At 56.4% G+C, this 17,887-nt stretch carries 23 protein-coding genes; 10 read left to right on the forward strand and 13 right to left on the reverse strand.

Annotated features, from left to right (window positions below; genetic code table 11):
* Window positions 1-216 carry a heavy-metal-associated domain-containing protein gene (locus ACQUQR_RS15830; RefSeq protein WP_004048661.1) on the reverse strand — a complete coding sequence of 72 codons (216 nt, stop codon included), beginning with the start codon at window positions 214-216 and terminating at the stop codon, window positions 1-3.
* 201 nt (window positions 217-417) lie between these two features.
* On the opposite strand from ACQUQR_RS15830, the gene ACQUQR_RS15835 reads away from it, so the two are divergent.
* Entirely contained in the window at window positions 418-942 is a 525-nt protein-coding gene (locus ACQUQR_RS15835; RefSeq protein ID WP_004048660.1) for an ArsR/SmtB family transcription factor, read from the forward strand.
* Window positions 943-971: 29 nt separating this feature from the next.
* Here the strand turns inward: ACQUQR_RS15835 and ACQUQR_RS15840 are convergent, their stop codons facing one another.
* Window positions 972-2,438, reverse strand: a complete 1,467-nt coding sequence (locus ACQUQR_RS15840) for an amidohydrolase family protein (protein WP_050051507.1) — start codon at window positions 2,436-2,438, stop codon at window positions 972-974.
* Window positions 2,439-2,766: 328 nt separating this feature from the next.
* On the opposite strand from ACQUQR_RS15840, the gene ACQUQR_RS15845 reads away from it, so the two are divergent.
* The 8 genes from ACQUQR_RS15845 to ACQUQR_RS15880 all read left to right on the forward strand — a co-directional run bounded on the left by ACQUQR_RS15845 (window position 2,767) and on the right by ACQUQR_RS15880 (window position 7,853).
* Window positions 2,767-4,161, forward strand: coding sequence for a permease (locus ACQUQR_RS15845; RefSeq protein ID WP_004594620.1), 1,395 nt, complete (start codon window positions 2,767-2,769; stop codon window positions 4,159-4,161).
* Between the two features lie 125 nt (window positions 4,162-4,286).
* Window positions 4,287-4,886, forward strand: coding sequence for a helix-turn-helix transcriptional regulator (locus tag ACQUQR_RS15850; RefSeq protein ID WP_011222408.1), 600 nt, complete (start codon window positions 4,287-4,289; stop codon window positions 4,884-4,886).
* 168 nt (window positions 4,887-5,054) lie between these two features.
* Window positions 5,055-5,375, forward strand: coding sequence for a hypothetical protein (locus ACQUQR_RS15855; RefSeq protein ID WP_004594618.1), 321 nt, complete (start codon window positions 5,055-5,057; stop codon window positions 5,373-5,375).
* A 57-nt stretch (window positions 5,376-5,432) separates the two neighbouring features.
* Window positions 5,433-5,786 (forward strand): SHOCT domain-containing protein, encoded by a 354-nt coding sequence (locus ACQUQR_RS15860; RefSeq protein ID WP_004594617.1) that lies wholly within the window; start codon window positions 5,433-5,435, stop codon window positions 5,784-5,786.
* Between the two features lie 95 nt (window positions 5,787-5,881).
* Window positions 5,882-6,298: a DUF302 domain-containing protein gene (locus ACQUQR_RS15865; protein WP_004594616.1), complete on the forward strand. Its 417-nt coding sequence runs from the start codon at window positions 5,882-5,884 to the stop codon at window positions 6,296-6,298.
* A gap of 3 nt (window positions 6,299-6,301) precedes the next feature.
* Window positions 6,302-6,655 carry an SHOCT domain-containing protein gene (locus ACQUQR_RS15870; RefSeq protein ID WP_004594615.1) on the forward strand — a complete coding sequence of 118 codons (354 nt, stop codon included), beginning with the start codon at window positions 6,302-6,304 and terminating at the stop codon, window positions 6,653-6,655.
* Window positions 6,656-6,778: 123 nt separating this feature from the next.
* On the forward strand, window positions 6,779-7,087 hold the full coding sequence (locus ACQUQR_RS15875; protein WP_004594614.1) for a thioredoxin family protein: 309 nt from the start codon (window positions 6,779-6,781) through the stop codon (window positions 7,085-7,087).
* Between the two features lie 19 nt (window positions 7,088-7,106).
* Window positions 7,107-7,853 (forward strand): plastocyanin/azurin family copper-binding protein, encoded by a 747-nt coding sequence (locus ACQUQR_RS15880; protein ID WP_004594613.1) that lies wholly within the window; start codon window positions 7,107-7,109, stop codon window positions 7,851-7,853.
* Between the two features lie 284 nt (window positions 7,854-8,137).
* On the opposite strand, the gene ACQUQR_RS15885 is transcribed toward ACQUQR_RS15880, so the two are convergent.
* The 8 genes from ACQUQR_RS15885 to ACQUQR_RS15920 form a co-directional block, all read right to left on the reverse strand.
* Window positions 8,138-8,890: an ABC transporter permease gene (locus ACQUQR_RS15885; protein ID WP_004594612.1), complete on the reverse strand. Its 753-nt coding sequence runs from the start codon at window positions 8,888-8,890 to the stop codon at window positions 8,138-8,140.
* Window positions 8,887-9,489: an ABC transporter permease gene (locus ACQUQR_RS15890; protein ID WP_004594611.1), complete on the reverse strand. Its 603-nt coding sequence runs from the start codon at window positions 9,487-9,489 to the stop codon at window positions 8,887-8,889. The genes ACQUQR_RS15885 and ACQUQR_RS15890 overlap by 4 nt, the downstream gene beginning before the upstream one ends.
* Before the next feature lie 127 nt (window positions 9,490-9,616).
* The gene (locus ACQUQR_RS15895; protein WP_004594610.1) at window positions 9,617-10,240 is read right to left on the reverse strand and encodes an ABC transporter ATP-binding protein; all 624 of its coding nucleotides are present in this window, start codon (window positions 10,238-10,240) and stop codon (window positions 9,617-9,619) included.
* A gap of 216 nt (window positions 10,241-10,456) precedes the next feature.
* Window positions 10,457-11,059 carry an AsnC family transcriptional regulator gene (locus ACQUQR_RS15900; protein WP_004594609.1) on the reverse strand — a complete coding sequence of 201 codons (603 nt, stop codon included), beginning with the start codon at window positions 11,057-11,059 and terminating at the stop codon, window positions 10,457-10,459.
* 59 nt (window positions 11,060-11,118) lie between these two features.
* The gene (locus ACQUQR_RS15905; RefSeq protein WP_011222411.1) at window positions 11,119-11,259 is read right to left on the reverse strand and encodes a YHS domain-containing protein; all 141 of its coding nucleotides are present in this window, start codon (window positions 11,257-11,259) and stop codon (window positions 11,119-11,121) included.
* A 349-nt stretch (window positions 11,260-11,608) separates the two neighbouring features.
* On the reverse strand, window positions 11,609-12,490 hold the full coding sequence (locus ACQUQR_RS15910) for a class I SAM-dependent methyltransferase (RefSeq protein ID WP_004594607.1): 882 nt from the start codon (window positions 12,488-12,490) through the stop codon (window positions 11,609-11,611).
* A gap of 7 nt (window positions 12,491-12,497) precedes the next feature.
* Window positions 12,498-12,869 (reverse strand): hypothetical protein, encoded by a 372-nt coding sequence (locus ACQUQR_RS15915; protein WP_004594606.1) that lies wholly within the window; start codon window positions 12,867-12,869, stop codon window positions 12,498-12,500.
* Between the two features lie 52 nt (window positions 12,870-12,921).
* Entirely contained in the window at window positions 12,922-13,416 is a 495-nt protein-coding gene (locus tag ACQUQR_RS15920) for a DUF411 domain-containing protein (protein ID WP_004594605.1), read from the reverse strand.
* A 456-nt stretch (window positions 13,417-13,872) separates the two neighbouring features.
* On the opposite strand from ACQUQR_RS15920, the gene ACQUQR_RS15925 reads away from it, so the two are divergent.
* Window positions 13,873-14,871, forward strand: coding sequence for a universal stress protein (locus ACQUQR_RS15925; protein ID WP_004594604.1), 999 nt, complete (start codon window positions 13,873-13,875; stop codon window positions 14,869-14,871).
* A 677-nt stretch (window positions 14,872-15,548) separates the two neighbouring features.
* Here ACQUQR_RS15925 and ACQUQR_RS15930 read toward each other — a convergent pair.
* From ACQUQR_RS15930 to ACQUQR_RS15940, 3 genes are all read right to left on the reverse strand, one after another.
* The gene (locus ACQUQR_RS15930) at window positions 15,549-15,836 is read right to left on the reverse strand and encodes a hypothetical protein (RefSeq protein ID WP_004594603.1); all 288 of its coding nucleotides are present in this window, start codon (window positions 15,834-15,836) and stop codon (window positions 15,549-15,551) included.
* A gap of 6 nt (window positions 15,837-15,842) precedes the next feature.
* Entirely contained in the window at window positions 15,843-16,388 is a 546-nt protein-coding gene (locus ACQUQR_RS15935; RefSeq protein ID WP_229772977.1) for a DoxX family protein, read from the reverse strand.
* A gap of 307 nt (window positions 16,389-16,695) precedes the next feature.
* Window positions 16,696-17,871 (reverse strand): NAD(P)/FAD-dependent oxidoreductase, encoded by a 1,176-nt coding sequence (locus tag ACQUQR_RS15940; RefSeq protein ID WP_011222414.1) that lies wholly within the window; start codon window positions 17,869-17,871, stop codon window positions 16,696-16,698.
* Window positions 17,872-17,887 lie beyond the last annotated feature (16 nt).

The following is a 17,887-nucleotide window of genomic DNA, read 5'->3' on the forward strand; positions in this document are numbered from 1 at the left end:
TTAGGCGGGCTGGGGAGTGTACCCCTGGTTTTCGATGGTCTCTGCGAAGGCGTCGGGGTCAGTGACGCTGTCGTCGTACTCGATCTCGACGCGGCCGGTCGCGTAGTGGACTTCGACGTGCTGGACGCCGTCGACGTTCGACAGGGCGCGTTCGACGGTACTCGCGCAGGTCGGGCAGTCGAAGTCGAGGACGCGGAATTGGGTTGTGTCGCTCATTACAGTTTGAGATAGTGCCCGTACCTCAATAAGTATTTTTTAGATGATATGTTTGAATTCGGATACGGGTCGTTGGAACAGTCAAACGGGTCGTCTAGGGCTTTCGCTATCGCGGGTCCATCCTGTACTGGATACCTCGACAGACACCTACCCGACTCCTGCCCCGCTACCTTTTCCCGCGTGCTCGCGCTCAGTTCTCGTATGAGTGATTCCGATACCGACCACCGTCTCGACGACATCGCGGTGCGAGACACTCGGATTTCGGACGCCATCGACGAGCCGATGCGGGCGATGGTCCTCGACATTCTGTCCGAGGAAGCCCTAACTGCGACCGAGGTCCACGAACGCCTCGACGATCGCGGCATCGACCGGACGGAGAACACGGTCCGCCATCACATCAACGAGCTCCGGGATGCGGGCCTCGTCGACGTCGTTCGCTTCGAGGAGGGGCGTGGTGGGACGACGAAGTACTACCACGCGAACACGATCGTCCTCTCGTACTCACTACCAGATTCGGCCGACGCCGCCGTCGAGGAGATGATCGACGCTGCCCAGCCCCAGATCACGGACGCGCTCACTACGCTCACCGACGAGTACGACGACGCTATTGAGGAGATCGTCGAGGATATGCAGCCCTGCGAGCACTGCCAGACCCAGAAGTACGAGACGTACGTTCTTCTGACCGTCCTGCGACGTGCGTTCGTTCGCGCCCACAGAAATTCCTGAGGGGGAACCACCCCTACGCTGGCAGGGTCTTAGAAGGAGAACCGATCACGCGCGGATTGCATCGCGAGGCGAGTCAGGAGTCGCGCAGGGCCACGCTTTGGGAGGTCCCGTACAGTCTCGATGCTGGTCGGCGGTTCACTACCACCAATGTCTAACTCCCAGCCTGTCTCGTCCATGAAGCGTTCGACAGCCTGATTTACTCGCTGTCGCACGTCGTCCGAGTCCATTGTCTCGGGCACACCATTCCGGAGGACGACGTCGCCGTCAACGATCACTGTCTCGACGTCGGCCGGCACCGCGTTGTTCACGACCTGTGCAGGAATATTGGTCCGTGGCGTGAACTTCGGTTTGTCGACGTCGAGGAGGATAATATCCGCGCGCTTTCCCGCTTCAATACTGCCGATCTCGTCGCCCATCCCCAGCGCGCGTGCGCCTTCAATAGTGAGCATTCGTATCAGTTCCATCGAGTCGAACTGCCCGGCTGAACGCTTGAGATTTGCCGCCAGCCGAGCTTGCCGCGCTTCACCGAACATGCTGTACGAGTCGTGCCAGTAGTGGTCGTCAATCCCTACTCCGACGTCGACGCCGGCGGCTCGAAGCTCGGGAACGGGCGTCCACTGCGTCTCCCCGTCCGGATTCCAGTAACAGAAGACGGACGGGCAGTGCGCAACAGCCGCGTCCGCCTCGGCGGTTCGCTGGATGTCCTCTTCGTCGGCGAGGCGGAAGTGAGCAGCGACCAGTCGGTCGTCCAGGAGTCCAACGTCGTCGAGCAATCCCACCGAGTCCTCGCCACCGTTCGCTCGTGCCATCGTGTTACTCTCCTCGAGTTCGAGCAAGTGCGTGTGGACGAGCAGGTCCGGGTACTCTGCGGCGAGGGACGCGGTCCGTTCCCACAGCTGCCTGGTACACGACCAGTCGTCGTGCGGGCAGATCGTCGCCCTGATTCGGCCCTCGTACGTGTCGTGGTACGTTTCGACGAACTCGCGAGCACGGGAGAACTGCTGATCGACTGGTTGGTCCCAGAAGAGGTCCGAGATCGCCGGGCCGAAAAATCCGCGGAGCCCTGCTTCCCCGAACGCCTCTGCACCTGCGGCAGGCCGTGCGTCCATCGAGTTCACGGTCGTGACACCGCCCAAGAGGAAATTGAGCGCTGCGAGCTCGACGCCTGCCTCGACGAGGTACTCGAATTCGCCGTTCCCTAATCTGTTAAACAAGGCCGTCCCACTCCCAAGCATCTCCGTCAGCTCGAGTTCGCTAAACGCACCGATGAGCGGTGTCATCTCCAAGTGCGTGTGGGCGTTCACCAACCCCGGCATCACCAGTTTCCCGTTCCCGTCGATAACGGTGGACGCTTCTAATTCTCCGTCTCCTGCACGTGATGGTCGGACTTCTTCGATACAGCCATCGGTGATGCATACTGTGCCGCGCTCGTACAGGCGGTTCCGTTCGTCGGCTGTGAGAACGAGTGCATCATGGATTGCCAGATCGACAGCCATCGTAAATTAGGAAGTGGATGTGACAGTTACCGTACTGGACAACCGAGCAGGCCGGCGAAGGCTGTTCTTCCAGGTGGTGTTCCCCTCATTTGGGATATCATCGGTCTCTACTGGTCCCATTAGCCTCTAATACGTCGGCGTGATTTAATCAGATTCCCCTTTTGAATCTGAAGTCGGATTCCGTGGAGCTTGTGGAGGTTTGCAATGTTTTCCCCTCTTCACGATAGATCATCTATGGCCGACGGTTACGATGCCATAGTACTGATACCCTCATAGGCAGTATATTCTAATCAAAACCGCAATAGATGATCCCTACAATGATACACCTATGCAGGCGACGATAATCGACGGAGTTCTTGAATCCCTTCGTATCGGTGTCGGATTTCTCTGGACGGCGGCGTGGGCGATCATCATGGGCCTCACGATTACGAGTCTGGTCCAGGTCTACGTCTCGAAGGAGCGGATGGCACAGGTGCTGGGTGAGGGCGATCTAACTGGACTTACCAAGGCGACTGTGTTCGGAGCAGCAAGCAGTGGCTGTAGTTTCGGCGCCGTCGCCATCGGGAAGGGCCTGTTCAAGAAGGGGGCGCACGCGGTGAACTTCCTCGCGTTCATGTTCGCGTCGACGAACCTCATCGTCGAACTAGGGCTGATGATTCTCATCCTGCTTGGCTGGGAGTTCCTCGTCGCGGAACTGCTCGGCGGCCTGATTCTCATCGCCGTCATGGCCGCCATCGTCCACCTTACGCTTCCCGAAAACCTGTTTAACGAAGTCCGCGAGAAGCTCAACGAGCGCGACCGCCAGGCGGGCGTCACGGAAGATCCCACCTGCGGGATGGAGGGGAAAGACGAGTACACGCTCACGACCGACGGCGGTGAGACGCTCAAATTCTGCTCGGAGGGCTGTATGGAGACCTATCGCCAGGAGACGTCGAGTAGCGGCGGGTGGCGTGACGAGTTGCTGTCGTGGGGTGGCTGGTACAAGGTCGGGAATCAGTACCGCAAGGAGTGGTCGATGATCTGGAAAGACATCGTCGCCGGCTTCCTTATTTCTGGGTTCGTCATCGTCTTCGTCCCGCAGTGGGTGTGGAACACGCTGTTCATTCAGGGCGACGGCCTGCTCGTGACTGCCGAGAACGCCGTCATGGGCGTCATCATCGCCGTCCTCAGTTTCGTCGGCAGTATGGGCAACGTCCCGTTCGCCGTCGCGCTCTGGGGTGGTGGCGTCAGCTTCGCCGGGATCATCGCGTTCGTCTACGCCGACCTCATCACCGTGCCCGTCCTGAACGTCTACCGGAAGTACTACGGCTGGAAGGTGATGCTGTACATCCTCGGCGTCTTCTTCGTCACGATGGCGTTCACCGGCTTCCTCATGGAGCTGCTGTTCGACGCGCTGGGTATCGTTCCAGATCTGGCGGGCGGCGAGACGGCGACTGAACAGACGTACTTCGAGCTCAACTACACGTTCTACCTCAATATTATCGCCTTTGCGCTCTCCGGGTTCCTTCTGTATGTCTACCGGCGGGGACTCGGCGCACCAGGTCAGTATCGAGATCCGGTGTGCGGGATGCGAACCGACGATGAGGGCCCGAGTGCGTCCCACGATGGGACGACGTACTATTTTTGCTCAAAGAAATGCAAGCGTACGTTCGAAGAAGAACCAACGGAATTTACTAATCAAAGCCCGCAAATATCGAGCCACGATCACGATCATGACCACTGATGATCGCACTGTGGTTCATCCGCTGTGATGGGGTTCATCATCACAGTTTCAATCCGCAATTGTCACACCTACTGCGCTCAAATAGACGGTATGAATAGTCAAATCCCGCAACTCGGGGCTGTCATATGAATCGCCGTCGAGCAGATACTGTCGTCGGTGTGCTTCTCGGGTTCGTTCTCCTGGCCGGCGGGGTACTCAGTTGGCGGGCCTATCAACAGCGTCGGGCTATCGAGCAATCGATGGGGTCAATGATGGGTTCATCTATGGGAACGATGCACGGCCCAGACCCCCTCTGGTACGTGGTTGGAACCCTGCTGGTTGCTGGCGTTATCGGTGGCGTCTATTACGTGGTCCGGGGAGAACTCACCGATCCAGAAGTGGCCGACACAACGGCGCCTGTCGATCCTGCACAGACATCGGCGGCAACAGCTACGTCGATGGATGATGACGCTGCACCGGCGACGTCTATCAATCCTGAATCGGACCCCCAAGCACGCGTTCTCGATCTCTTACCGGATGATGAACGACGCGTCCTCGAACCCGTCCTGAACTCCCCCGGAATCACGCAGATTGAACTTCGGGATCGATCTGAGTTCTCGAAGAGTAAAGTAAGCCAGACCGTGAGTTCACTCGAGGAGCGAGGTCTGCTGTATCGGGAACGACAGGGTCGGACCTATCGTGTGTATCCGAGTGATGACCTTCGGCAGCAACAACCGGGAAAATAGTCGCTATCTATCGGGCGCTCTCCCTCTCGAATTCCGTAGGTATGAACGGTCTCCCTCGAGCAAAACGGTTAGAAGATGTTATAGACGTTCTCGAACGTTCTCCTGTATGGATTCACACCCATGTCGATAACTCCCGAGCAGGCCTACGAGTAACCGAGGAGAGAGACAATGACCAACTTCAAACTCGGCCGGTGGCTGCTCGTGGCGCTCGCGATTGTCGGACTCGCGTTCGCCGCACCGGCAGTCAGCGCACACGACAACGCAACGACCGCTGACGACGCGCCTACGGACAATGCCACCGCAGATGAATGGGCCACTTGGATGGAGGCACAGATGACCGAACACATGGGCCCGGGTAGCGTCGAGTGGATGGAGTCGCACATGGGTGTGACCGTCGACGAGATGGCCCAGGACATGGCTGACGGGGAATACCACGACGGGGCTGACGACGGCTACAACGGCGGGATGTACGGGCAGGGCCACTGCTGACGGCTCTGGCCGTTTCGATCGCTCCAATCGAACACCACAACTCACCAACGCAAGATAATGACGCAACTCACCACTCACATCGGACGCACTGCTCGGCGACTCGCGATCCTCGCCGTCCCGCTGCTAGTTGCGGCGACTGGACCGGCTGTTGCCCACGGTAGTGGGAGCTACGGCGGCGGCATGATGGGGGGCGGCTGGGGCCTCTTCGGTGGAGCGATGGGGCTCTGGGGGTTCCTCTGGATGGGGCTCCTCATCGCCGTTCCGCTCTACATTGTCTATGCGCTCCTCAATCGAGGCTCCGGTGGGAACGAAGAGCAGTCGCTGTCGGTTCTCCGTGAGCGCTACGCCCGCGGAGAGCTCTCGGATGACGAATTCGATCGGCGGCGAGAACAGCTCGAACGCACCGGATGACTGGAGCAGCTGCTGTTCCAGCCGATACATCATATTCCCAACGGCCGCCGTTGCGGCACCCAACCGTTAACCCCGTAGACGGGGTATGATACTTCATGGAATACACAATACAGACTTCAGTCACCGGTGAGTTCGACGACGTCGTCGACACGACGATTGCGGCGCTCAAAGACGAAGGATTCGGCGTCCTCTGTGACATCGACGTCCAAGCGACGCTCGAGGAGAAACTCGGCGAGGAGTTTCGACAGTACTGCATCCTCGGTGCGTGCAACCCGGGGCTGGCACACGAGGGCCTGAACGAAGAGATCGAACTCGGCGCACTCCTCCCGTGTAACGTCATTGTCTACGAAACCGACGGCGGCGAGGTCATGGTGAGTGCCGTCGACCCACAACAGCTCGTCGGCATCGCCGACAACGAGGCACTCGACTCGATCGCGAACGAGGTCCACGACCGGTTCGAACGCGTTCTCGCCAGCGTCGCGGACGAACTCGAATCATCGACCGAGATCTGAACCATGACATCATCAAACCAACTCGACACCACAACCATCGTCCTCCTCATCCTCGGGGCGATCATCGTCCTCCCCTTGCTCACGATGGGGATGGGATTCGGCGGGATGATGGGATACGGTGGAATGATGGGTGGATACGGGACGACCAGCGGCTGGTGGCCACTCGTCGGGATGCTCGTCCAGCTGGTCTTCCTCCTCCTCCTGCTCGGTGGCGGATATCTCGTCTTCCGTCGCGTGACGGCATCGCAGTCGTCGCGGAATCCCGCAATGGAGGAGCTGCGTATGGCATACGCCCGCGGAGATCTCACCGAGGAAGAGTTCGAGGCGCGTCGGAACAAGCTCGAACGCTCGGAGTGACGGTCCGACCACCAACCTCCGGCGTTACTCACGTCCGGCCCCTTGGAATCCGAAATCTGTGACCCTCACAGCTTTCGGATGTGAATAGAAGTGTGCTAAAAGCATAAGACCATACTAGCTACTATGACGGAAGTTATCCTGTTCACACAGGAGACTTGTGGAGCGTGCGCAACGCAGCGAGAGAAAAACGAGGGTATCGAAGATGCGTATCCGGATGTCGAGTTCCGGGAGGTCGACATCCAGACCGATCTGGAGACGGCCGAGGAGTACGGTGTCCGAAAGACGCCAACGACGCTCGTGTATGCAAACGGGGAACAGACGGCCGAGTTCATCGGCATCGTCGACCGGGACGAATTGGAGGCTGCCATCGAGAGCGCCGGCCAGCAATCGCCCGGACTCACGAACCGGCTCGCCAGCATCATCCGTGGATAACAGAAGCCAACCAGCTACAATGACAGACTACAGTAGACGCCAGTTCCTGGGAGCGCTCGGTGCTGGCACAGTCGCGAGTGCGGGATTCACCCAACCAGTCGCCGCACAGGAGACGCCCGTCGTGAAGATGGGCAACAACTACTTCGACCCGATCGGGCTCCACGTCGAACCTGGCACGACCGTCCGCTTCGAGATAGCAGCCGGAGCTCACTCGGCGACGGCCTATCCGGACCGCGTTCCCGCCGACGCCACCGCCTTCGACAGCGGGACCATCTCGCAGGGGAGCTTCGAGCACACGTTCGAGGTGCCCGGAACGTACGACTACTACTGCATCCCTCACAAGACGGTCGGCATGGTCGGTCGCATCGTCGTTGGTAGCCCTGGCGGTCCAGCTGAAGACAGCCCGATCCCGGACGGCGAGGTCCCAGACAGCGAAACGATCGTCCAGAACGGCGCCGTTGCCGTCGGCTCGGACGTCGACGGCAGTGGGAGTACCGATGGCGGAATGATGGGTCCAGGGATGATGCACGGCCGGAACGGTGGATGGTTCGGTGGGCTGCCGTTCGTCGGCGGGGCACTCGGGATGCTGGGGCTGGTCGGCGGCTTCCTCTACTGGGCAATGGGTCGAGGCGATGCACCTCCAGAGAGTGACGATTCCGCTATGGAAACCCTCCAACGTCGTTACGCACGAGGCGAGATCGACGAAGAAGAGTTCCAGAAGCGTCGTGAACGGTTGGAGACTGGGAGTGAAGACCCATCTCGGTAAGGCGCGGTGTCGTCGCCATTTCTACACGCCTGAGGTCCCTCGCTCAGGAGTCCTTCGAAGACCTGTTCCTACGCCGCGGCACTTCTCCGCGGAACGTAAGCCGCACTCATCGGTGCCCAGAGAACGAGGGACACAGCAGCAACCAGAGTCCACCGAACCGTTTGCCCGATCAGACGGTCGTAGTGAAATCCGAGTCAAACTATCCAATTGAGCGAAGCTGGATATAGTGCTGTTTGGGTCTTCTCCCCTACAGTTACCGGAGTAAGTAGTCTACTGGCCTGATCTTACTTCTCCTGTGTAATTCGGTAGTAGACGCCGATTGTGAGGACAGCTACGAGGAGGAGGTATCCAGTAGCCCACACCAATGAGAGAGTCGTATCTACGTCCGTTGTGAGTCCGGTATCGACCATCACACGGACGGGCCAATAGCCGGGGAGTAGTTTCATCCACCATTCGGGCTCGGACTGGATGAACAGCGGATCCTGGAAGAGTCCGATATCGAGCATCGGGAGAATCAGCATTAGCCACATCCCGGCTAGGCGGTCGAAAACGGCCCCGACGAGCATCCCGATGAGACCATACGTGACCGAGACGACGAGCATCGCTGCGACGAACCACCAGAGATGCTCAGGCTGGAAATCGACGAGCATCACGCCGACTGAGACGCCGGTAACGATGAGAGTGATTGCTGCGAGGACCCCAAACCGGGCAGTGATTACCTGTCGTGCACGATAGCCGGCGACTGCCAGACGACCGTCTGTGTCTTTGGCTTCTCGCATCAGGAACAACCCGGCGAGTCCCGCGATGAGGGCGCTCGTAATCGGCGTCATAATCACGCCGTGGACCTCAGGCATCCCTCGCATGACCGTCACCGTCTCACCGTCGACGAGCGTCCGAACCGGCATCTCGACGTCCTGGGTGACTGCGAACGCCAACGTGATGAACGAGACCGGTAGGACGACCAGTAGAGCGACGAGGACGTAGTTTCGCGCCTGTTCTTTGATGCCGATTGTGAACGCCGTTGTCGTACGACTCATGCGGACCACCCACCACTGGTGCGCATCGTCACTCCGAACACTGCGGTGACGAGTACAAGCAGGACTAGCAGGTATCCGGCGACGAAGCCGAGATCACCCGTCGTATATGTGCCTTGGAACATCGCCTCCTGAAGGAGTTCCTTTGGATGATAGAGCGGGAAGTATTCCACGAACTCGGGAACGTCGGCGGCCAGCGGACTGTCGCCACTGAGGAACGCATCCATCATTGCAAGGAACACCACGACGAGCGAGCCTTCGAACAGTCGTGGAAGGAGCGCCCCGACGAGTGCGCCAAGAAACGCATAGACGAGGCCGGCAAGTACGAGGAATACGAACGTCAGGACAGGGGCTCCCGGTGAAATCGTCAGCCAGAGAACGCCGTAGTTTACGGCAGCCACGACAACGGTCACTCCTCCGAGCGCCGCTAATCGAGTCGCAAGCAGTGTTCGGGGTGGATAGCCTGTCTGAACGAGTCGCCGATCGGCTGCACGCGCACTAATCATCTGCGCGAGTCCCATCAGGCCGGCAATGATGGCGACCCCGAATATCGCTCCGAGAAGGCGACCTAGCTCGATCGGAATCGCCTCGACCGTCGGCATACTTGGTAACCCAGCCATTGCTTGTCCCCAGCCTTCGATAACGACAATCGGAAGGAGAAGTGCTAGGACAACATTCAGGGGGGTTCTGAGGAAGGTGGAGACGTTCGCCCGAATCCCCGTCCAAACCCTATTCATCGGTCTCTTCCCCCCGTTCACTGGCCGTTGCATCAGTCTCGCCTTCCTGGTCAGTCACGTCGTAGACCTGTCCGTCACGAACCTCATAGATGCGGTCGAGACGACTTTGCTCTTCGATCAGGTGTGAAATCATCGTGACAGCTGTTCCGTCGGCAGCGAGTTCCTCGGCGAGATCCCAGAACGTGAGATACGTTTCCCAGTCGAATCCAGTGTAGGGCTCGTCCAGCATGAGGACGTCCGGATCGTGCATCAGGGCGATACTGAGATTGATTTTCTGCCGGTTTCCACCACTGAGTTGGTCGATTCGGTAGTCAAGGTACTGCTCGAAATCGAGTTTCGACGCCAAGCGGTGTTTGGCCTCATCGATTTCTTCGGCGGTCATTCCGTATCCGGAACCGAACAGTCGGAACGTCTCTCCGACCGTCAAGCGGTCGTAAAGCAGTGGTTCCTGTGGACACCAGCCAACGGTTCCCGTCCGTTCGACTGTTCCGGAATCCTGTTCGAGGACACCGACGAGGATGTTCATGAGCGTGGATTTGCCCGACCCGTTCGCGCCGACGATCCCGACGATTTCCCCCGTCCGAATTTCGAGATCGGCATCGGTGAGGACGGTCACTGACCGCGTAAATGGAAAACTCGATCCGTACGTTTTTTCAATCTCATTAGCACGGACGAGTACCTTGTTGCTTGTAGCTTCTCCTTTGGTGGTTGTGGACGCTTCCATAGGTGTATACACACGCTTCTAATTCACTGCGATTACTGTTTCAAATCAAAACTATTTGCAGCAAACTCGTAAGCAATCAGGAATTGAGTATACAGCTAATGCTAGACTCTAAGCATCAGATTTCTCTTGACTTTCTGTATACTGTTCCCTATACGTTGTTTCACAGTTCTCACTGCAAAACTGCTGGAGTGAACCACCGACACGGGTGGCTAGTCCGTCTTCACCGACAGTGGTTCCGCAATTTGCACATTTGAGTGCGGATTCAGTCCCCTCGGCATACGCTGATTGAGCAGCGTTCGACAGCAGTTGTACGTCGTATCGCCGCACGTCAGTCAGTGGTAGATATTGCTGCGCCCAGTTTCCGACTGTATTCCGCGGCGGCGTCGCAACAGCTACGATTTCGCCCTCCGCAGTTGTGAATACGTGTTCTACGGCTGGGGTCTCGAGGATCGATTCTCGAAGAGAATCCGTCTTTCCGAGCTCAGGCTGGAGGCGTACCATGACGTGTATCCGGTTTTCGTACTGTGTGAGGTCGAGATCAACGGTGAATCGACGAATGACATCTTCTTGCTCCAACTGACGGACGCGTGCTGAAACGGACGGGGGTGAAAGATTTACAGCCTCAGCAATAGTGCTGTAGGGTCGTCTCGCGTTCTCCGCTAAAAGACGGAGGATTTCGCGATCCGTGTCGTCAAGTTCTGGTTGGGTCATCGAAAGGCGGAATGGGGGTGGGTGTGGGGGAGCTACGACGCAGGTGTGGGGTGTGACGGTTAGACGTACTCCTCCGGTGTCGAGGTGAACGTCTCCTTGCAGCCCTCGGCACAGAAGTAGTACGTCTGACCGTCGTACTCAGCTGTGGCCGCCGGATCACTTTCATCGACGTCCATTCCACAGACTGGATCAGTTGCCATTCGGTTTCACCCCACATCAATGGTACGAGGGCCTGAATCAAGCAATTTGTTCTTAGCAATCCAAAGTCGGGATACATAGCGATTTGAGCCGTGCTGCACGGTTTGGCTTTTCTGACTCCACAATCAACGGTTAGTACCTCACAATCCCGAACTATCGTTCGAGTATACCAACGGATTCCTATCTGTGTCCTATATAAATACTGGAGTCTGAACCAATTCTAAACCTATGGGTCACGATCCACCACACGACAATCACGAGCAGTGAAGACCCCACAGGTCCATCCAAATTCGTGGATGCTCAAGCGTCGACGTGACGATCCGATTCTTTCTTGCGCCGTGCAAGTAGCAGTCAAGTAGTCTCTAGTTCCGCAACGAAGATAACGTGTCGCAGGAACGGCAGCGCGTGGTGAGCCTTCCGTACCTGCTCAGTAATCGCTGGGGGATCGAGATCATACGCTCCTAACAGTCGTTCAATGAGAGCCCGGAGCGGGCTCGTGAGTAGCTGGAGGTACAGCGTCGTCCACTTTCGGAAGCGTCCGACGCTGTGTTTCGTGATATCTTCGACCGCTTTGAGCTCAAAGCTCGTCTCGTCGAGAGCAGCTTTGTATCCTTCAACAGTACCCAAGGACGGCATATCCCACGCATCCGCAAATGAATCGACCAATCTCCGTTCCGTTTCAGTCACGTCTGACTGCATCACGAGATCGGAGACTACGAGAACCCCCTCGGGTTCGAGGGTATCTGCGACTGTAGCGAAAACGCGATTCCGCTCGGGGAGGTATACGAGTGCGTCGATGGCTGTACACGCGGTAAACGAGTCCCTGGTAAACGGGAGTTGTGTCGCGTCACCGATGATGAACTCGGAATCGAGGTGCTTACCCCGTGCGTTCTCGGTTGCCATCTGGATGTTGTACGGAACGAGGTCGACACCAGTGACGTTGAAGCCGAACTGATAGGCGAGGTGGAGGGCTGGACCCCCCCGACCGCAGCCGACATCGAGGAGGCGCACTCCGTCGGTTGTGGGTAGATGCGACGCGACCCTTGAGCCGACTTCCGTGACGAGGCGACGTTGACTCGAACCGGCTATATGTGGCTGGTACCACTCCGAGTAGCCGAGATTGAGGAACTCGTCAGTATCGAACAGGAGGTCGAACGCCCGCCAGATATCGGCTCGCTCGCCGCGGTAAGAAAACTGGTCGGTGATTCGGTGGCGGAGAGTACTCTGATCCATCGGCCACCTACTCGAGTTCGGAAACCTCCGAATAGCAGTACTCGGATTCGTCGCAGTACGCGAGGTCGGCACACCCGCGAGGACGCTGGTAGTCGATTCCCTTGTGCCGTCGGAGATACGTCACGTATCCGTCGTCGACGCGGTCCAGGATGTCGTGACAGATCCACTTCTCCCTAACCCACGTAGTGCCCAGATTTCGGTACGGACACAGGAAGATCGTCCGTTCGACCGAATCAACCTGTGGCGTCTCGACGATCCGGACACCGACAAGGCGATAGGCGATGCGAAGACGGGTAACGACCGATTCTGGCGTATTCGCGCCGAGGAAAAGGACGTATGCAAGCACGTATCCGAGATCGTGGAGGAGTCGTCGAATCATTGTTTAGGGTGTCGACTGTCGTCCCAAAGTATCTTGACCAGGTGTTTTCTGTTCAGATTTCGGTGTACACGTCACCTGTCTTTCCGCCGCCGAGTTTGTAGACGGTGAATGTGTCGGACTTCGTCCCGCCCATCCCCGGCGATCCAGCCGGCATCCCGGGCAACGCGATGCCGTCAATCGCCGGCTCTTCCTCGAGCATCGTCGCGATAACCTCGGCAGGAACATGTCCTTCGACGACGTACTCGTCGAGGACGAGTGTGTGACAGCTCTGTAGATCCGATGGAATACCGTGTTGGCGCTTGAGATCCGTCACGTCCTCGGTTTCGGTTTCCCCGAGCGTCGTGTCGAGCTGTTCCCGCAGGTACGACGCATATTTTCCACAACAGCTACAGCCTGGTGAACTGTATTGTTGGGCGTTCGTCACCGCTAGCGTTCCCTCGATATCCCACTCATCCCCACTCGATGACCCCAAACAACCGGCGGTTCCGAGTGCGACTGTCGTCGCACCGACCCGTAGTAGTTCGCGACGAGTTACGGCCCGTTCCATATGCTCGTCACTTGGCTCGGAAGTATTCAATTGTACGTCGACCTTTCCTGTGTATTGAGAACGGATTCAAGCACGACGGGGAAGGTGACTTTCAGTTCTGAGGAGGAAACCCCAAAGGTCAGAGTCCCGTATTCGTCTCTATGTGGCGACCCTCATCGGTCGAGGGTGCTGCCGTGACGGTTTTCCGTCAACGAGCATATCGGCCTTAAATTGCGCCCAACATGACCCAGAGCATGACTCGTCGCACCGACTCCGACACTTCACTCCTCGAAACTGTGGGAAATACGCTCTCGTCGAACTGATGCGACTCCAAACGACGTCTCCACTCTTTTCGAAATAGACGTGCTATAGCGAGTTACTTGCGATAAAAGCCTCAAGTCACCACCCCAGAGACTGTTCTCCCGGTTTCGATTCTTAACAGAAAGCACGGTAAATCGTCGTTACGTATAGATATGTATGAACTCCCCCAGCCATCTAGAAGTTCGAGAAGGTGCGGACATCAACCTGTACAACCAGATCCTCATTCCACTCTACGGAGCTGATATAAGGGACTCAGTGGTCCAATATGGCCTATCACTTGCAGAAACGTATGATGCGGCTCTCCACGTGTTATATATTCAAGATGAGGAACGCACGGAGGTGGAATCCGATCAAGTCACTAAACAAGAGGAATGGGACGCAGCAGCGGTAATTGAACCCGTGGTGGATCAGGCCCACTCGCTCGGACTCAATGTGATACCAGCAGTGGATAGTGGGCACTCTCCAGGTGTTATTCGGGAATACGCTGAGGAGAATGATATCGATTTGCTTGTCCACCAGAAACCTACACAGACTAGATTAGCACGAATTCTCCGGAGAGACGTCTCCAGCCACATCATTCAAAATATCTCTCTTCCTGTCTTGACGATACCTGATATGGATCCCTCTGATCCGGTAGGAGAGTTATCTACTAGTCAGTTCACAGATATTCTCGTGCCTACGGATGGATACGACGAGGCATCTGTGGCCTTCAAACATGGGCTACAAATTGCTAAACGGTATGATGCAACCCTACATGGACTTTTTATCATTTCCGAACAGTCCTATTCGAGTCGGCCTGGATTCACGTGGGAAGAGGTCACTGACTCTTGGGAACAGCGGGGAACTCGGCTCTTGGAGGACATTACGGAGAAGGCAGCGACCTTGGACGTTCCTGTCCGAACTACGTTGAGCTTTGGTCAACCTCAGCAGGAGATTCTCAAATACACTGAGGTGACTGACATCGACCTTGTTACAATGGGGACACGAGGATTGACTGGCATTCGTCGGCTATTACAGGGAAGCGTCGCAGCTCAAGTGATCGAGGAAGCAGATTACCCCGTTCTAACGATTAACCGAAGGACAGCTGAATTGAAAAAACACCCGTACACCTTTCTTCGAAAGACAAACCAGAATCGGAAGTCAAGGCTATATTGAAATATTATTTGTAATATACTAATTTCAGTCTTAAATTCGGAAATTCTAATTGCGTATTAATCCCCGTTTCTTCTACCAGTAGTTGCCAATACGGTTTCTTTATTCAGTGGTAGCGTTGAAACGCCCGTTCAGTATATCTGCGAACCTCCGGTGGAATAATGTGGCTGGGAAATGACTAGTTAAGTATGTCTGAACAGAACGTTGTAGGATTCATTGAAGAATGGCAGACAGGTGCCTTCCTCATTATTGGCTCCGCACTTGTCGGTGCTGTATCCGGTAGTTTCCTCGGGTCACTGGGGTCTGGCAATCTTGGCTTAGTCGGGTTTATTGCCGGTGCGTCTCTTGCGTTTCTATCCATCTCGTACCTACTATATGGCCGCTAAGTCGGTTTCGGTGACCGAGAAACTGTTCCTCTGTACGTACCGTTTCAGTGGTTTCAGTTTCAGGGACTCGTCTGAATAAAGAAATCGCGCTAGCAACTACTGCTACCAAACCAAAGAGTGTTAAGTTCGTTCTGCTGAATAAAGCGCGCGTACTGACCAGAAGGAAAACCAAGAAACGACAGGGCTACTCCTAAAAATCGTGTTTGTCTTCACGTTTAGGTGCATCAGATGGACGTTAGTGCGAGCAACGCGAAAAGTTAACTGGCAAATGGCTCCACGGACTGAGTTGTTGAACTAGTCGTCCATGCCGGATGGGGTTTGGCCCGTAGTCGATCCCGACGGTGCCGACCCTGCGGCAAACTTGTAAACGGCGACGAGTCCCCAAATCACCAAGCCGAGCAGGATGATGCCCGCCCTAATGTCGATGGGGACCACTGCAGCGTGTTCGATTGCTCCCTCGCTATCGACTGGGTGCCCGGCTCCCAGTAGCATGTCGAGCAGGCCGATCACGACGACGCCCAAGACAACCAGGCCACCGCCGACGTACATGGCGATTTGGTCTGCCGTTGATAAGTCACTCATTGGTAGTCACCCGAGGAGTTTCCGTAATCGCGTGTTCTCGAACAGTTCCATCTCACGCAGGCGGTTATCGACTGCCAGGACGCCGCCCGCTCCAAGTGCCACAATGGTTCCGAAGACCATGATCCCAAGGAGTTCACCCGTGACCATACCGTTGGCCCAGCCGCCACCGTAGCCGTTGATGAAGTAGAAGAACAGCATCATGAAGGCACCAAAGAAGGCGGCGGTCCTCGTGAGGACACCGAGTATCAGCCCGAGACCGATGGCGGTTTGCCCAAGCGGTACCGCCACGTTGACGAACGCCAACAGGATGCCGTCGCTGAACGGCGTGACGAAGGGGGCGAGAATCGTGCCCTGAGCGGCTCCGCCGACGAACCAGCTGGCGTCGAAGGGCCACGCCCAGATTTTGTCAAGGCCAGCGTGGAGCATCCACCACCCGGCGGTCAGCCGGAGCAGCAGGATCCAATACGACAACCAGGCTCCCGAGACCGAGAACGACGTCTCGGTTCCGAGAAAATTCGTACGGATGGATTGAGTTGACATGGCATACTTCACCTCACGGCTGATTTTGTCAGATGTAGTAAAAAAGATTGATGGTGTTCGTGATTTCTAAGAGTCGGGGCTCATTTCAGGAACGCGGATATCCGAGGTGAGTTGGATGATTCTCAAGAAGGAATTCGGTCACCCTCTACGGACTGATTGTGTGCTGGGGCGTGTAAGCGGGAACACTGATGAAGCCGAGCCCACCGAATTCTGGATCTCGGAAAATTCGCTTGAGGGACTCCATTTGCTGATTTAATCCTCTGTACTTACCGATCCTCCCAGTAGCTAACAGATTCTGAGAATTTAACTCGAGCGGATGTCAATTAATCAACTCCCATTGGTTAGTCATTCCTCCATAGACACGGTTTAAAACTCGTCGTCTCGAGAAAATACGGGCAAACAAAACAGGGTGGCGGAGGAGACGCAGTAGAACTGTACTCGGAGACCGGTCAACGTCTTCAATATCGATCCCGGCAGCGGCACGAATTGCTGCTCCCAGAACCTTGGGATTACGAGTTTCAAGAAAGTATCTCACAACTGTGGCGAAAATGTACTCCGTTTTCATCCTCTGATATAAACTGTCAGGAAAATTGTGTAATTGGCCGCTGTTAGCCAACTCTGCGGCCAAGAATCCCGATTCAACGGCCTGTGAGATCCCCTTTCCGGTGAGTCGGTTTGCGATACCTGCAGCATCACCCACCCGTACGACGGAATGCTCCGGTAGATAGGTTCTGTCGGGATCAAGGCTTGGTCCCTCGGGAATGATTGCGACGTTCGTCCGTTCCTGCGACGGGACTGGCCACCCATTCCGCTTACAGGCTTCCCTCAATGCCTTCATATAATCACTAGGCCGGTCACTGACCGTCCAGCCGATACCAACGTTGGCTCGTTGCGATGTCTTCGGGAATGCCCACGAGTACCCTGTATAGTTCTCCAGAATTATCCGGCTGTTCGGGTACAACTCGGTGAAGTCCCCTTCGACATCACTGTTAAGCGCTACCATATATCCTGAATACTCGTTGGTTGTTCCGAGCGCTTTACTAGAGAGTGATGGCTGACCGGTTGCATCAACGACGAGATCATACTCATCGGTGAACTCGTGGAAATCTGTCCGTGTGATAGACTGGTTTTCGTGGATGTCAACACCCTTCTCTGAGAGTTGTTCTGCCCAGGACTGCTCAACGACATTTCGGTCCGTTATATATGTATCCGCAGCAGGAAAGGTGCCGGCTCCAGTGCGGTGGCGATCGGCGTCGATTCCGTCATACACCTCCACTTCCATCGCTGGCAGCGGATTGAGAAAGCCGTTCTCTACAGTCGGCTCGAGTGGGATCTTCGATACCGCTGTCATCGCTTCTCCGCAATTAACGCGTTTGCTATCGTAGGACTGCCGCTCATATAGTTCGACGACGAATCCAGCGTCGTCGAATCCAGCAGCTGCTGCAAGCCCGGCCATCCCTCCACCTATTACCGCAATTTTGGACGTTCGTGTCATCGGTTTTTGCCAATCT

This window comes from Natronomonas sp. EA1, assembly GCF_051195035.1.
GTDB lineage: Archaea > Halobacteriota > Halobacteria > Halobacteriales > Haloarculaceae > JBNTJV01.

Excerpts from the sequence above, each read along its gene's own strand:
- ACQUQR_RS15920 (WP_004594605.1), bottom strand. The coding sequence starts at position 13,416 with ATGGAACGGGCCGTAACTCGTCGCGAACTACTACGGGTCGGTGCGACG.
- ACQUQR_RS15875 (WP_004594614.1), top strand. The coding sequence starts at position 6,779 with ATGACGGAAGTTATCCTGTTCACACAGGAGACTTGTGGAGCGTGCGCA.
- ACQUQR_RS15870 (WP_004594615.1), top strand. The coding sequence starts at position 6,302 with ATGACATCATCAAACCAACTCGACACCACAACCATCGTCCTCCTCATC.
- ACQUQR_RS15890 (WP_004594611.1), bottom strand. The coding sequence starts at position 9,489 with ATGCCGACGGTCGAGGCGATTCCGATCGAGCTAGGTCGCCTTCTCGGA.
- ACQUQR_RS15830 (WP_004048661.1), bottom strand. The coding sequence starts at position 216 with ATGAGCGACACAACCCAATTCCGCGTCCTCGACTTCGACTGCCCGACC.
- ACQUQR_RS15865 (WP_004594616.1), top strand. The coding sequence starts at position 5,882 with ATGGAATACACAATACAGACTTCAGTCACCGGTGAGTTCGACGACGTC.
- ACQUQR_RS15880 (WP_004594613.1), top strand. The coding sequence starts at position 7,107 with ATGACAGACTACAGTAGACGCCAGTTCCTGGGAGCGCTCGGTGCTGGC.
- ACQUQR_RS15855 (WP_004594618.1), top strand. The coding sequence starts at position 5,055 with ATGACCAACTTCAAACTCGGCCGGTGGCTGCTCGTGGCGCTCGCGATT.
- ACQUQR_RS15835 (WP_004048660.1), top strand. The coding sequence starts at position 418 with ATGAGTGATTCCGATACCGACCACCGTCTCGACGACATCGCGGTGCGA.
- ACQUQR_RS15910 (WP_004594607.1), bottom strand. The coding sequence starts at position 12,490 with ATGGATCAGAGTACTCTCCGCCACCGAATCACCGACCAGTTTTCTTAC.
- ACQUQR_RS15900 (WP_004594609.1), bottom strand. The coding sequence starts at position 11,059 with ATGACCCAACCAGAACTTGACGACACGGATCGCGAAATCCTCCGTCTT.
- ACQUQR_RS15850 (WP_011222408.1), top strand. The coding sequence starts at position 4,287 with ATGAATCGCCGTCGAGCAGATACTGTCGTCGGTGTGCTTCTCGGGTTC.
- ACQUQR_RS15885 (WP_004594612.1), bottom strand. The coding sequence starts at position 8,890 with ATGAGTCGTACGACAACGGCGTTCACAATCGGCATCAAAGAACAGGCG.
- ACQUQR_RS15905 (WP_011222411.1), bottom strand. The coding sequence starts at position 11,259 with ATGGCAACTGATCCAGTCTGTGGAATGGACGTCGATGAAAGTGATCCG.
- ACQUQR_RS15840 (WP_050051507.1), bottom strand. The coding sequence starts at position 2,438 with ATGGCTGTCGATCTGGCAATCCATGATGCACTCGTTCTCACAGCCGAC.
- ACQUQR_RS15915 (WP_004594606.1), bottom strand. The coding sequence starts at position 12,869 with ATGATTCGACGACTCCTCCACGATCTCGGATACGTGCTTGCATACGTC.
- ACQUQR_RS15925 (WP_004594604.1), top strand. The coding sequence starts at position 13,873 with ATGAACTCCCCCAGCCATCTAGAAGTTCGAGAAGGTGCGGACATCAAC.
- ACQUQR_RS15940 (WP_011222414.1), bottom strand. The coding sequence starts at position 17,871 with ATGACACGAACGTCCAAAATTGCGGTAATAGGTGGAGGGATGGCCGGG.
- ACQUQR_RS15845 (WP_004594620.1), top strand. The coding sequence starts at position 2,767 with ATGCAGGCGACGATAATCGACGGAGTTCTTGAATCCCTTCGTATCGGT.
- ACQUQR_RS15860 (WP_004594617.1), top strand. The coding sequence starts at position 5,433 with ATGACGCAACTCACCACTCACATCGGACGCACTGCTCGGCGACTCGCG.
- ACQUQR_RS15930 (WP_004594603.1), bottom strand. The coding sequence starts at position 15,836 with ATGAGTGACTTATCAACGGCAGACCAAATCGCCATGTACGTCGGCGGT.